Genomic DNA, 14,566 nt, shown 5'->3' on the forward strand with positions numbered 1-14,566 from the left:
CTTGTGATTGGATTGTTAAGATGTGGCGCAATGAGGTCAGACCTCTGCCTTTTAAACCAAGGAGCCAGGATGAAACAGCCATTGAAACTGACGACTCGCCAGGGCGAACGGATTGCCGTCGTGGCGGGGCTGCGTACCCCCTTTGCCAAGCAGGCCACCGCCTTTCATGGCGTGCCTGCAGTCGATCTCGGCAAACTGGTGGTGAGCGAGATGCTCGCCCGTACCGATCTCGATCCCAAGCTTATCGACCAGCTGGTGTTTGGTCAGGTGGTTCAGATGCCGGAAGCCCCCAACATTGCCCGTGAAATCGTGCTTGGCACCGGCATGAGCGTCAACACCGATGCCTATAGCGTCTCTCGCGCCTGTGCCACCAGTTTCCAGGCGGTAGCCAACGTCACCGAATCCATCATGGCCGGTACCGTAGACATCGCCATCGCCGGCGGCGCCGACTCCTCTTCCGTGCTGCCCATCGGAGTGAGCAAGAAGCTGGCCCGTGCCCTGGTGGATCTCAACAAGGCGCGCAATCTGCAGCAGCGCTTCAATATTCTGCGTCAGCTGCGAGTCAAGGATCTGCTGCCGGTGCCGCCCGCTGTGGCGGAATACTCTACTGGCCTCTCCATGGGGCAGACCGCTGAGCAGATGGCCAAGAGCCACCAGATCAGCCGCGAGGCGCAAGATGCGCTGGCTCACCGCTCCCACACTCTGGCCGCGCAGGCTTGGGCTGATGGCAAGCTCAGCGGTGAGGTGTTTACCGCCCATGTACCGCCCTACAAGTCACCGCTGGAGCGGGACAACAATATCCGTGAAAGCTCGGACTTGGCGAGCTACGCCAAGCTCAAGCCGGTGTTTGACCGGGTCCATGGCACAGTGACGGCGGCCAACGCCACGCCGCTGACCGATGGCGCCGCTGCCGTGTTGCTGATGCGGGAAGGGCGGGCAAAAGAGTTGGGCCTCGAGCCGCTTGGCTATATCCGCAGCTTCGCCTTTTCAGCCATCGATGTGTGGCAAGATATGCTGATGGGTCCTTCCTATGCCACGCCGCTGGCGCTGGACAGAGCCGGCATCACGCTCGGTGATCTCACCCTGATCGACATGCACGAAGCCTTTGCCGCCCAGACGCTGGCCAACCTCAAGATGTTTGCCAGTGCCGATTTTGCCCGCGACAAGCTGGGCCGCGATCAGGCCATCGGCGAGGTGGACATGGAGAAGTTCAACGTCCTCGGCGGTTCGCTGGCCTATGGCCACCCCTTTGCCGCGACCGGTGCGCGGATGATCACTCAGACCCTGCACGAGCTGCGTCGTCGCGGCGGGGGACTGGGGCTCAACACCGCCTGTGCGGCGGGTGGATTGGGCGTGGCTATGGTGTTGGAGGTTGAATGATGAGCGCTAAGACTTTTTCCCTGGATGTTCGCAAAGATGGCATCGGCATCCTCACCATGGATGTGCCGGGCGAGAGCATGAATACCCTGAAAGCAGCCTTTGTGGAGGAGATCCGCACCGTGCTGGCCGAAGTGAAACGCAACAAGGATTTGATCGGTCTGGTGATCACCTCCGGCAAGAAGGACTCCTTCATTGCTGGCGCTGACATTACCATGCTGGCTGCCTGCACCAGTGCCAAGGATGCCGAGACCCTGTCGCGAGAAGGGCAGGAGATCTTTGCCGAGATCGAGGGGCTGACCATTCCGGTGATCGCCGCCATTCATGGCCCCTGCCTCGGTGGCGGGTTGGAGCTGGCGCTGGCCTGTCATGGCCGGGTGGTGACCGATCACGGCAAATCTGTGCTGGGATTGCCGGAAGTGCAGCTCGGCCTGCTGCCGGGCTCTGGCGGTACCCAGCGTCTGCCGCGCCTTATCGGGGTGGCCAAGGCGCTGGATCTGATGCTGACCGGCAAGCAGGTTCGGGCCAAACAGGCCAAGAAATTGGGGCTGGTGGACGATGTGGTGCCCCCTTCCATCTTGCTGGATGCTGCAATAAAGCTGGCCAAGAAGGGCAAGCCGCGCCACGAGTTGAAGCGGGATCTGCAGGGCAAGCTGCTGGAGACCAATAAGCTTGGCCGCAAGGTGCTGTTTGATCAGGCGCGCAAAGGGGTGATGAGCAAGACGCGTGGTAACTACCCTGCGCCGGAGCGGATCCTGGACGTGGTGCGCATCGGTGTGGAGGAGGGGATGCAGGCTGGCCTCGCCGCCGAGTCCCGCCACTTCGGCGAGCTGGTGATGACGGCCGAGTCCGCAGCCCTGCGTTCTATCTTCTTTGCCACCACGGAAATGAAGAAAGAGGTCACTTATCAGGGCGCCGAGCCGCGCAAGGTGGGCCACGCAGCCGTGCTGGGTGGCGGTCTGATGGGGGGCGGCATCGCATTCGTCACCGCCACCAAGGCGGGCGTACCGGTGCGGATCAAGGATGTGGCAAGCGCCGGGATCGGCAATGCCATGCGCTACAGCTACGACATTCTGGCCAAGAAGCTCAAACGCCGTCATATCTTGCGCAGTGAACTTGAGAAGCAGATGAGCTTGCTGACCGGTACTCTGGACTACTCCGGTTTCCACCGGGTCGACATGGTGGTGGAGGCGGTGTTTGAAGATCTCAATCTCAAACACCAGATGGTGAAGGATGTGGAGCGTGAGTGTGGTGAACACACAGTGTTTGCCTCCAATACCTCGTCACTGCCCATCAACCAGATAGCTTCAGTGGCGAGCCACCCCGAGCGGGTTATCGGTTTGCACTACTTCAGTCCGGTCGACAAGATGCCGCTGGCGGAGATCATCCCCCACGCCGGCACCAGTGCCGAGACCGTTGCCACCACTCTGGCCTTCGCCCGCGCACAGGGCAAAACGCCTATCGTGGTGAAGGACGAGGCCGGTTTCTACGTCAACCGCATCCTCGCTCCCTACATGAACGAAGCCGCACGTCTGGTGTTGGAAGGGGAGCCGGTAGAAGTGCTGGATAGCGCGTTGCTCGACTTCGGTTTCCCGGTTGGCCCCATCACATTGCTCGACGAAGTGGGCATTGATGTGGGGGCCAAGATCTCCCCCATCCTCGAAAAAGAGTTGGGTGGCGAGCAGTTCCAGGCACCCAAGGCGTTCGACAAGCTGCTGCAAAACGATCGCAAGGGGCGCAAGAACGGCAAGGGCTTCTACCTCTATGGCAAGGCAGCAAAAGGTAAGAAGAAGGTGGATGAGAGCGTCTATGGCGTGCTGGGGATCAAGCCGGTAGCCAAACTTGCCAAACAGGATATTGCCGAACGTTGTGTGCTGCTGATGCTCAATGAAGCGGCCATGACCCTTGACAGCGGTGTGGTTGCATCGGCCCGTGACGGTGATATCGGTGCCATTTTCGGCATCGGTTTCCCGCCCTTCCTCGGTGGCCCGTTCCGCTATATGGACACGCTCGGGATCGATCATCTGGTTGGCCGTCTGGAGTATTACCAGAAGCGCCACGGCGACCGGTTCGCCCCCTGTGCCCGTCTCAAGGCGATGGCCGCAGAGCAGCAGACCTTCTACTGATAACCGCTGCAGAGTGACCGCAAGGCAAAGAGGCCCGCACCCCATGCGGGCCTCTTTCTATGTTGTGGTTTGTTCCGGTTGTGCTGCGATGATGCAGGCAGAGGCAAACGCTGATAAAAAACGGCCCACCGAAGTGGGCCGTCGAGATATCACGTCACGGATCAGATCCCCGGTTTGCGTTCCGGGCAGCGGCCGATAATATCGGGTGGCAGTTCACCGTTGTCCTGCTCCAGCACTACATCAAACCCCCACAGCTGATGCAGGTGTTTGAGCACCTCATGGCGTGAGTCGCCAAGGGGGATGCGGTTGTGGGGCACATAGCGCAGGGTGAGGGAGCGATCCCCCTTCACGGCAACGTTGTAGACCTGAATATTGGGCTCCAGATTGCTGAGGTTGTACTGGGCCGACAAAGTATTACGCACCTGACGATAGCCCTCGTCATTGTGAATGGCGGAGACCTTCAGATAGTTCTTCAGATCATCGTCATCAATGGCGAACAGCTTCATATCCCGCATTACCTTCGGGCTTAAGAACTGGCTGATAAAGCTCTCATCCTTGAAGTTCTGCATGGCAAAGTGGAGGGTTTCGACCCAGTTGCTGCCAGCGTAATCGGGGAACCAGTATCTGTCCTCCTCAGTCGGGTTCTCGCAGATGCGGCGCAGGTCGGTAAACATGGCAAACCCCAGCGCATAGGGGTTGATCCCCGAGTAGTAGCGACTGTTGTAAGCCGGTTGATAGACCACATTGGTGTGGCTGTGCAGCACCTCCATCATGAAGCGATCGCTCAGCTTGCCCTCGTCATAGAGGTGGTTGAGGATGGTGTAGTGCCAGAAGGTGGCCCACCCCTCGTTCATCACCTGGGTCTGCTTTTGCGGATAGAAGTACTGGCTGATCTTGCGTACGATGCGCACTATCTCGCGCTGCCAAGGTTCCAGCAGGGGGGCATTCTTCTCGATGAAATAGAGAATGTTCTCCTGGGGTTCGGCAGGGTAGCGTCGGTCTTCCACCCCAGCAGCTTTATGCTGCTTGGGCAGGGTACGCCACAGCTCGTTGACCTGAGTCTGCAGATAATCTTCCCGCGCCTTCTGGCGCCGTTTCTCCTCGGCCATCGAAATCTTCTGGGGCCGCTTGTAGCGATCGACTCCGAAGTTCATCAGGGCATGGCAGGAGTCGAGCAACTGTTCCACCGCTTCTATACCGTGCTTCTCTTCACACTGGGTGATGTAGTTCTTGGCGAACAGCAGGTAGTCGATGATGGAGGAGGCATCGGTCCAGGCCTTGAACAGGTAGTTGTTCTTGAAGAAGGAGTTGTGACCGTAGCAGGCGTGGGCCATCACCAGTGCCTGCATCGGCATGGTGTTCTCCTCCATCAGGTAGGCGATGCAGGGATCCGAGTTGATGACGATCTCGTAGGCCAGTCCCATTTGGCCGCGCTTGTAGTTGCGCTCGGTGTGGATAAAGCGCTTGCCGAACGACCAGTGCTGATAGCCGATAGGCATGCCGACGCTGGAGTAGGCATCCATCATCTGCTCGGCGGTGATCACCTCGATCTGGTTGGGGTAGGTGTCCAGCTTGTAGAAGCGGGCGACCCGGGCGATCTCCTGGTGATAGGTCTCCAGTAGATCGAAGTTCCAGTCAGGCCCATCATCCAGTGGCGCTACACGTTTTTCAGTTTCGATCATGTGACCTCCTCACGCCGCTTGCTTCTTGAACAGCTCCCGGAATACCGGATAGATATCCTCGACCTTGCGAATATGCTCCATCGCAAAGTGGGGGAACTGGCTGGCCACTGATTCATACTCGTGCCACAGGGTCTGGTGGGCACGGGTGGTGATTTCTATGTAGGAGTAGTAGCGCACTCTTGGCATGATGTCCCGAGCCAGGATCTCCCGGCATTGAGGTGAATCATCTGCCCAGTTGTCGCCATCCGACGCCTGCGCCGCATAGATATTCCACTGGTTGGCCGGGTAACGCTCGTTGATGATGTCATTCATCATTTTGAGCGCACTGGAGACGATGGTGCCGCCGGTCTCCTGGGAGTAGAAGAACTCGTGCTCGTCCACCTCCTTGGCCTGGGTGTGGTGGCGGATGTAAACCACCTCTACGTTCTTGTAAGTCCGGCTCAGGAACAGATAGAGCAGGATATAGAAACGCTTGGCCATCTCCTTGGTGGCCTGATCCATGGAGCCCGAGACGTCCATCAGACAGAACATCACCGCCTGACTGGAAGGGACGGGCCGTTTGACGAAGTTGTTGAACTTGAGATCAAAGGTGTCGATAAATGGCACCGCATCGATCCGTCGTTTCAGCTCGCGGATCTCCTTCTCGAGCTGGGCAATTTCGGCAAAGTGTTCGTTGGGATCTGCGGCCAGCAGTGCCAGTCGCTCTTCCAGTTCATGCAACTGGCGCTTTTTGCCAGCTTGCAACGCCATACGCCGTGCCAGCGAGTTTTGCAGGGAACGCACCACGTTGATATTGGCGGGCACCCCGTTGGAGGTGTAGCCCGCCCGATAGGTTTTGACTTCCATCAGCTGATTGAGCTGGGTTTTCTGGAGCCGCGGTAGCTCCAGATCTTCAAACAGCAGGTCGAGATACTCATCCTTGGATATCTGGAACACGAAATCATCGGCCCCTTCACCCTGATTGGATGCCTGTCCCTCGCCGGAACCCTGTCCGCCGCCCCCTCCTTTGGGGCGGTCAATTTTGTCGCCAGAGACGAATTGATCATTGCCAGGATGCACCATATCCCGTTTACCGCCGTGCCCCTGATGGAAATGGGGTTCGCCGATATCCTTGGTCGGGATGCTGATGCTCTCGCCCTTGTCTACGTCCTGAATGCTGCGCTTGGAGACAGCATCCGAGACCGCTTGTTTTATCTGCTTCTTGTAGCGGCGGATGAAGCGCTGCCGATTGACAGCGCTTTTGTTTTTGCCGTTGAGCCTGCGGTCGATAAAATGCGCCATAACTCCCCCTTGAACCGTCAGGGTCAGGATGACTTGCGTACCCTGAGGTACCATTCGGAGAGCAGTCGCACCTGTTTACGGGTGTAGCCTTTCTCCATCATCCGTTCGACAAAGTTATCGTGCTTCTTCTGCTCCTCGGCCGAGGTTTTGCTGTTGAAGGAGATAACCGGCAGCAGCTCTTCCGTGTTGGAGAACATCTTTTTCTCGATCACGGTGCGCAGCTTCTCGTAACTGGTCCAGTTGGGGTTACGGCCTGCATTGTTGGCCCGGGCACGCAACACGAAGTTGACGATTTCGTTACGGAAATCTTTCGGGTTGCTGATCCCGGCAGGTTTTTCAATTTTCTCCAGCTCGCTGTTGAGGGACGCTCTGTCAAACAGCTGGCCGGTTTCGGGGTCACGGTACTCCTGATCCTGGATCCAGAAGTCGGCGTAGGTGACGTAACGATCGAAGATGTTCTGACCGTACTCGGAGTAGGACTCGAGATAAGCGGTCTGGATCTCCTTGCCGATGAACTCCACATAGCGTGGGGTCAGATAGCCCTTGATGAACTCAAGGTAGCGATCGTGCAGCTCTTGCGGGAACTGCTCGCGCTCGATTTGCTGCTCCAGCACATAGAAGAGGTGCACCGGGTTGGCGGCCACTTCCGCATGGTCGAAGTTGAAGACGCGGGAGAGGATCTTGAACGCAAAACGGGTGGAAAGACCATTCATCCCCTCGTCCACACCCGCGTAGTCGCGATACTCCTGATAGCTCTTCGCCTTCGGATCGGTGTCTTTGAGGCTTTCGCCATCATAGACCCGCATCTTGGAGTAGATGCTGGAGTTTTCGGGTTCTTTCAGCCGTGACAACACCGAGAACTGGCCCAGCAACTCGAGGGTACCCGGGGCGCATTTAGCCTCGGTGAGCTCGCTGTTGACCAGCAGCTTCTCGTAGATCTTCACCTCTTCGGAGACGCGCAGGCAGTAAGGCACCTTGACGATGTAGACCCGGTCGAGGAAGGCCTCGTTGTTCTTGTTGTTGCGGAACTGCTGCCACTCGGATTCGTTGGAGTGAGCCAGCAAGATGCCGTCAAAGGGGAGGGCGGACAGCCCCTCGGTGCCGTTGTAGTTACCCTCCTGAGTTGCAGTCAGCAGCGGGTGCAGCACCTTGATGGGCGCTTTGAACATCTCCACAAATTCCATCACACCCTGGTTCGCCTTGCACAGCGCACCTGAGTAGGAGTAGGCATCGGCGTCATCCTGGGCGAAGTGCTCCAGCATGCGGATGTCGACCTTGCCGACCAGTGAGGAGATGTCCTGGTTGTTGTCATCACCGGGTTCAGTCTTGGCAATGGCGATTTGATCGAGGATGGAGGGGTTGACCTTCTCCACCTTGAACTTGGTGATGTCGCCGCCAAACTCGTGCAGGCGTTTGGCCACCCAGGGGGACATGATGGGACGCAGGTAACGGCGCGGGATGCCGTACTCTTTTTCCAGGATCTCCCCATCCTCTTCGATATCGAACAGGCAGAAGGGGTGATCGTTGACCGGTGAGCCCTTGATGCGATAGATGGGCACCTTCTGCATCAGGGATTTGAGTTTCTCTGCCAGCGAGGATTTACCGCCGCCAACGGGGCCCAGCAGATAGAGGATCTGTTTCTTCTCCTCCAGCCCCTGGGCGGAGTGTTTGAGGTAGGAGACGATCTGTTCGATGGCCTCTTCCATCCCGTAGAAATCCTTGAAGGCGGGATAGCGTGCCACGACGCGGTTGGAGAAGAGTCGGCTCAGTCTGGGGTTGGCTGAGGTGTCTACCATCTCCGGCTCACCAATGGCGGTCAGCAGACGTTCGGCTGCGGAGGCGTAGCAGGCTTTGTCCTGCTTACACATATCCAGGAACTCCTGGATGGTATATTCCTCTTCTCTCGCTTTTTCATATCGCTGTTGGTAATGCTCGAATATGCCCATAACTTTGCCCTCGTTATAGTCGCTTACCCTGAAAAAAGTGGATGACTGCTTTTGTGTTGTGCGCTTTTAAAGCCTAGTCAACAGACTCCAGTAATCCATCACGGTTGATAGGTTAAATTCTGAAGAAACCTGCCCGATCCTTGTGCGGGGAGGGTCAGTCAACAACACCGCTATGTTACTGACTGTTAAATTATTTTTGCCACGACAGTGAGGTAAATGTCAAAGACATAAAAAATAAATGTTTATGGGAAAGAGGGAACTTATTGCGAAAAGATTAAGGGCTTTGACGAAAGGCAATGGGGCTGCGGGTTGGCGGGGTTATGGATGAGAATGTCATTACGTGAACGTCAACGTAAATCACTTCGTTTGGAGTTTTGGCTCTAATTTTTACATTGACGCTACATTTTGAGTGCCCTAGATTGGCGATGTGTGAGCAGCAAGATGCTTTAGCAAGAGAGTTGACTGTTGCCTCACCAAGCTCTGTTTAAGCACGTTTCCGTTGGCTTGACCCTCGCAACCGCGAGGGTCTTCTTTTTCTGTGTCTGTAAACGCTTGTTTCTGATGGTGGCTATTGACGCAACCAGCGCTCACCTAGCAAGGGTAGGCTTGTTGCACTGCCGCCAGGACGCGGGCAAACGGGTGCGCGGCCAACTGGCCTGCACCCGCCAGCGATTTGGCTTTGACCCGGCTGGTCAGCGGTGTGGTGATACCGCACAGGAAGCGGGCCAGAACACGAGCATCCACCGAACCTGTCTTGGCAATCAGCGGATCGCACCAGGCACGGATCCCCGCCTCGTTTGGCATGGTCAGTGAGGGTAGGGGAGGAAGATGTGCCACCTCGCCGCGACAAACCGAACAGTGGCCACAATGAACCGGCGCCACCTCATCGGCAAAATAGCGGGCGAGGCGGTGGCTCAGGCACTCACTTGAGGTGAAAAAGTCGAGCATGGCTTGCAGTCTGGCCAGCTCGCTCCGCTCTTTTTGCAGGAACAGGGCGTGCAGGGCATTTGCTTCCTGCTCGTTGTCCCACCCCTGACGGGTGATCCGGTAGACCTCGGTCATCTGTTTGCTTTCAAGCTCGATCCAGCCTTGCTGCTGCAGGTAGTCGAGCGCCGCAACGGCCCGCTGCCGCTCCCCCTGATAGCCCTGCCAGAGGGCATCAAAGTCCATGGTGCACCAGCTGCGCGCTTGCGGGGCGCAGGTGAACAGCTGCTCCAGAAAATGGCGGCGATCCGGATTGAAGCGGCTCACTATCTCATCTTTATCCAGCACAAATTTGAAGCGGTAGTCGGCGTAATAGCTGTAGGCCGGGGTGATGATGCCCGCCATCTCCAGATAGACCAGCAGGGTTTTAAGGGGCAACTGGCGGATATTGGTGTCGTTGGAGAGGCGCAGCAGGGTGAATTCCCACTCGTTCCCGCTCTGCTTGATGATGGCAAGAAGCTGGAGGATGGCACTCAAATCCGGCGTATCGCCGTAGACGAAGTTCTCCAGCACCGGCAGCTGGCTCTGGTTGGCCAGCACGATACAGCGCGATGGTTGGCCATCCCGTCCGGCGCGGCCAATCTCCTGGCTGTAGTTCTCGATAGATTTGGGCAGATCGTAGTGAATGACCCGCTGGATATCCGCTTTGTCGATCCCCATGCCAAAGGCGATGGTGGCGACGATGCAATCCACCTTGCCAGCCATGAAGTCGTGCTGGATCTGACTGCGCAGCGCCGAGTCTAGTCCGGCATGATAGGCGCGGGCGTTGATCCCTTCTCTAATGAGTTGCTCGGCACAGGCTTCTGCGGTGTGTTGCAAGGTGACGTAGACGATGGTGGGGGCCGCCGGATCGTTGGCCAACTCCTGCGCGAGCCAGCTATCCCGCGCGTCGGGCGACAGGGGAATGACCGCCAGATCAAGATTGGGGCGATAGAAACCAGTAACCACGACCCCCTCCGGCGCGATGCCGAATTTGGTCTGCATATCCTGAATCACCGCCGGTGTGGCGGTGGCGGTGAGCAGCAGCACCTGCGGGATCTTCAGGTCATGGCGATAGCTCGGCAGCTTGAGGTAGTCGGGGCGAAAGTTGTGGCCCCACTCCGAGATACAGTGCGCCTCATCGACGACCAGCAGCGAGAGCGGCACTTGCTGGATAAAGCGGCGAAAGCGCTCGTTCTTGAGTCGCTCCACCGAGATCATCAGGATCTTGAGCTGGCCATCCAGCGCCTGCTGCATCACTCGTCGGCTCTCCTCCGGGCTCTGGCTTGAGTCGAGGGTGGCGGCGCTTATTCCCTTGCTTTTGAGGAAGGCGAGCTGATCGTGCATCAACGCCAGTAGCGGAGAGATCACCAGGGTCAGGTGAGGCAGGGCGAGGGCCGGCAGTTGATAACAGAGCGACTTGCCGGAGCCGGTGGGAAAGATAGCGGCGGCACTCTGACCAGCCAGCACCCGGCTGATCACCGCTTCCTGACCTGGCCTGAGTGCGGAGAAACCAAAATATTGGTTGAGCAGGGATGGGATCATGGCAAGGCTCCGCGGCAAATGGGGGATGATAGCACAGCTACGCCGGTCACGGGTGGCACAGGAATGGTCGTGAGGGTAAGGGCAGAGAGTGTCGATAAAACGTACAAAAATGGGTGGTTGCGCTGTGGTTAAGGTTTTGTTGCGGTTTTTTGTGATGGAAACGGGATATTTTTTGGTGAGTCTCTGGAAAAAAAAGATGGCGAATGGGATATTCCGTCATGCAATCCGGTGACTGGCGGATCGGCCCGACAGAAGACTGGCCACAGACACCACATCCGGGCGACAGGGGTCTCCCGATGAGTGGTTGCAGACAGGACTCATGATTCATGCACTACGGTGCTTAGGGACTTTTTTGATGACACAACAACACCCCCTCCTTCGGCTGGTCAATAGCACCAGTCTGGTCAGCCAGATCCTGGTTGGTCTGGTATTCGGTATCTTGCTGGCACTGTTTGCGCCCGAGTGGGCGAAAACGGCAGGTCTGCTCGGCAGTCTGTTCGTTGGTGCACTGAAAGCGGTAGCCCCGCTGCTGGTATTCGTACTGGTGATGGCGGCCATCATTGGTCACAAGCAGGGTCAGAAGACCAATATTCGCCCGCTGCTGGCGCTCTACCTGTTTGGTACCTTCTCTGCGGCCGTGGTCGCGGTGATTGCCAGCTTCCTGTTCCCCTCCAACCTCCATCTGGTGGCCAATACTGCCGAGATCACCCCGCCCGGCGGGATCACCGAGGTACTGCAGACCCTGCTGTTCAACGTGGTGACCAACCCGGTCAAGGCGCTGATGGATGCCAACTATATCGGGATCCTGGCGTGGGCCATCGGTCTGGGTATCGCCATGCGCCATGCTAACGAGAGCACCAAGGCGCTCATCACTGACCTGTCTCACGGTGTCTCCGCCATCGTGAAAGCGGTGATCCGCTGTGCTCCGCTCGGGATCCTGGGTCTGGTTGCCTCCACGCTGGCAGAGACCGGCTTCGATGCCCTGTTTGGCTATGCCCAACTGCTGGTGGTGCTGATCGGCTGCATGCTGTTTATCGCCTTTGTGGTCAACCCGTTGATCGTCTTCTGGAAGATCAAGCGCAACCCCTATCCGCTGGTGCTGACTTGCCTCAAAGAGAGCGGTGTGACCGCCTTCTTTACCCGCAGCTCTGCCGCCAACATTCCGGTCAACATGGCGCTGTGTGAAAAACTGCGCCTGCCCAAAGATACCTACGCGGTCTCCATCCCGCTGGGTGCCACCATCAACATGGCGGGTGCGGCCATCACCATCACTGTGCTGGCCATGGCGGCGGTACATACCCTGGGGATGGAAGTGGACATGGCAACGGCCATTCTGCTCTCCGTGGTTGCCACCATCAGTGCCTGTGGCGCATCCGGTGTCGCCGGTGGCTCCTTGCTGCTGATCCCGCTGGCCTGCAGCCTGTTTGGCATCAGCAACGACATCGCCATGCAGGTGGTTGCTGTCGGCTTTATCATCGGCGTGTTGCAGGATTCTGCCGAGACAGCGCTGAACAGCTCTACCGACGTGCTGTTCACCGCCGCAGCTTGCATGGCTGAAGATGAAACCTTGCTGGATGTGGCTCCGGTACCTAGCCGCGAAGCCTGATCTCGCAACGGTCAGTTTCGCAACACACTGCGCCCTCTTCGGAGGGCGCTTTTTATTGCCGGATTTGATCTCTTTTCCTCTTTGAGCAATCTCATTGGCTGATGTGCCGGACATTCTGTCGCCCTTGCCCTGGGCGCTGCCTTATCTTTATCCCTTTGAGTTGTGCTTCCTCCTTCTGTTGTGCGTTACACATTTTTGTCTGTTCTGCCAACAGCCGATTGCTATGGCTTACCCCAGATCTTCAAGACAATCACATCATCACAGAAGAATGGAGGTGGCTGGCTGCGGCAGATGAACCCAACTCGTCCTATCAGACACGCCGTCATGGTTTGGTGAGGGAGAGTAAACGTGTTGAGGATCTTGAGCTGCGGGCAGGGGGGGTGGTCTTGTTGATACCCGATGTGCTCTGCCATGGCGCTGGTGAGCATACAGATATCCAACAAAGGGAGTAATAAGGAGAGAGCAGGGGAATCGCGGAGGCACAGATTGCAGAGATAAAAAAGCCAGCCGAGTGTTCGGCTGGCTTTTTGCTATCAGTGGCAGGTGGGGGATTAACCGACCAGCTGATAGAGGATGGCAGAGATGGCGATCATGCCCATCACAGCGACAAATACGTTGCTGATATGGCCCTGATACTTCGCCATGGCCGGTACGCGCTTGATGGCGTACATCGGCATGATGAACAGGATGGTAGCGATGATCGGGCCGCCCAAGGATTCAATCATGCCCAGGATGGAGGGGTTGGCAATGGCAGTGCCCCACAGGGTCAGGATGAAGAAGGCGATGATGAACATCTCGACTTTCTTGGCGTTCGGCTCTTTGCCGGACTTGCGCATGTTCTGCACGATCATCCCTTTCAGACCTTCACGGGCACCCAGATAGTGGCCGAAGAAGGAGGAGACGATAGCCACGAACGCAACCAACGGACCGAAATAGGAGATGATGGGGCTGGCATGCTGGTTAGCCAGATAGGAGAGCACGGCGATGTTCTGAGCCTTGGCTTCTGCCAGCTGGGCCGGTGTTAGGCTCATGACGCAAGAGAAGACGAAGAACATCACGAAGCCCAGCAGCACCATGGCGGTACGCTTGAGGATGGCATCGGCTTTCTCGACAGCCTGATCACCGTGGTCGCGGCGCTGGGCCAGGGAGAAGCTGGAAATGGCCGGGCTGTGGTTGAAGGAGAAGACCAGTACCGGGATGGTCAGCCACAGGGTCGTGGCGAAATCCTTGGCAGAGGGCACTTGCTCCAGCGCCGCGCCGGTCCAGTCCGGGATCAGGTAGAGGGAGATACCGGCCAGAATGGCGATCAGCGGATAAACCAGCAGCTCGGTCACTTTCAGCATCAGCTTTTCACCGGCCAGCATCACCGACATCATGCCCATGATCAGCACGATGGAGAGGATCCAGCGCGGCGGGGCACTCATCTGCAGCTGGTTGACCATGAAGCTTTCGACGGTGTTGGTGATGCCTACGCCGTAGATCAGCACGATGGGGTAGATGGCGAAGAAGTAGAGCAGGGTGATTAATTTACCGGCCCCCACGCCAAAGTGTTCTTCCACCACTTCGGTGATGTCTGCGTTTGGCTTTTTGGAGGAGAGCACGAAGCGGGCCAGACCACGGTGAGCCAGATAGGTCATGGGGCCTACCAGCAGCGCCATGACGACCAGCGGCCAGAAACCGCCCATACCCGCGTTGATCGGCAGGAACAGGATCCCCGCGCCAACCGCGGTCCCGAACAGACTGATGACCCAGGTAGAGTCGCGTTTTTCCCAACGAGTGGTTTGAGTAGAGCTGATCCCTTGCTCTGTTGACGCCGCAACTCCCTGCGTGCCAGTGACTGTGTTTGACATCTATCTCACCCCGAATGTGTGGTTCTTATTAAGTCGGCGCAAGGATACGGTTTTTCTAATCAAAAATGTTGATCAAATTCATCTTTACGGCACGAAAAACCGCACTTTCTTATGGAAATGTGATCAAAACAAGAAAAATTCAATTATTGTTTATCAATTGGCACGTTATTTTAGTGTTAATGATTAAATC

General features: G+C 57.2%; 8 protein-coding genes. 3 read left to right on the forward strand and 5 right to left on the reverse strand.

Annotated features, from left to right (window positions below):
* Positions 1-69 precede the first annotated feature (69 nt).
* Both fadI and fadJ read left to right on the forward strand, forming a co-directional pair.
* Positions 70-1,380: an acetyl-CoA C-acyltransferase FadI gene (gene fadI / locus NOM06_RS04985; RefSeq protein WP_064341236.1), complete on the forward strand. Its 1,311-nt coding sequence runs from the start codon at positions 70-72 to the stop codon at positions 1,378-1,380.
* On the forward strand, positions 1,380-3,503 hold the full coding sequence (fadJ, locus tag NOM06_RS04990; protein ID WP_255910344.1) for a fatty acid oxidation complex subunit alpha FadJ: 2,124 nt from the start codon (positions 1,380-1,382) through the stop codon (positions 3,501-3,503). Before fadI ends, fadJ begins: the two co-directional genes overlap by 1 nt.
* 161 nt (positions 3,504-3,664) lie before the next feature.
* Here fadJ and NOM06_RS04995 read toward each other — a convergent pair whose 3' ends face one another.
* From NOM06_RS04995 to NOM06_RS05010, 4 genes are all read right to left on the reverse strand, one after another.
* Positions 3,665-5,185: a SpoVR family protein gene (locus NOM06_RS04995; protein ID WP_201951192.1), complete on the reverse strand. Its 1,521-nt coding sequence runs from the start codon at positions 5,183-5,185 to the stop codon at positions 3,665-3,667.
* 9 nt (positions 5,186-5,194) lie between these two features.
* Positions 5,195-6,466, reverse strand: a complete 1,272-nt coding sequence (locus tag NOM06_RS05000) for a YeaH/YhbH family protein (RefSeq protein WP_255910141.1) — start codon at positions 6,464-6,466, stop codon at positions 5,195-5,197.
* 23 nt (positions 6,467-6,489) lie between these two features.
* Positions 6,490-8,412 carry a PrkA family serine protein kinase gene (locus NOM06_RS05005; protein WP_033113275.1) on the reverse strand — a complete coding sequence of 641 codons (1,923 nt, stop codon included), beginning with the start codon at positions 8,410-8,412 and terminating at the stop codon, positions 6,490-6,492.
* 591 nt (positions 8,413-9,003) lie between these two features.
* Positions 9,004-10,920 (reverse strand): ATP-dependent DNA helicase RecQ, encoded by a 1,917-nt coding sequence (locus NOM06_RS05010; RefSeq protein WP_255910143.1) that lies wholly within the window; start codon positions 10,918-10,920, stop codon positions 9,004-9,006.
* A 355-nt stretch (positions 10,921-11,275) separates the two neighbouring features.
* Here NOM06_RS05010 and sstT point away from each other — a divergent pair, with 355 nt between their 5' ends.
* Positions 11,276-12,526 carry a serine/threonine transporter SstT gene (gene sstT / locus NOM06_RS05015; RefSeq protein ID WP_103251982.1) on the forward strand — a complete coding sequence of 417 codons (1,251 nt, stop codon included), beginning with the start codon at positions 11,276-11,278 and terminating at the stop codon, positions 12,524-12,526.
* 551 nt (positions 12,527-13,077) lie between these two features.
* Here sstT and NOM06_RS05020 read toward each other — a convergent pair.
* Complete coding sequence (locus NOM06_RS05020; RefSeq protein WP_005345325.1) at positions 13,078-14,376, reverse strand: serine/threonine transporter; 1,299 nt, start codon at positions 14,374-14,376, stop codon at positions 13,078-13,080.
* Positions 14,377-14,566 lie beyond the last annotated feature (190 nt).

The organism is Aeromonas sp. JL9 (genome assembly GCF_024436075.1).
GTDB classification, from domain to species: domain Bacteria; phylum Pseudomonadota; class Gammaproteobacteria; order Enterobacterales; family Aeromonadaceae; genus Aeromonas; species Aeromonas veronii.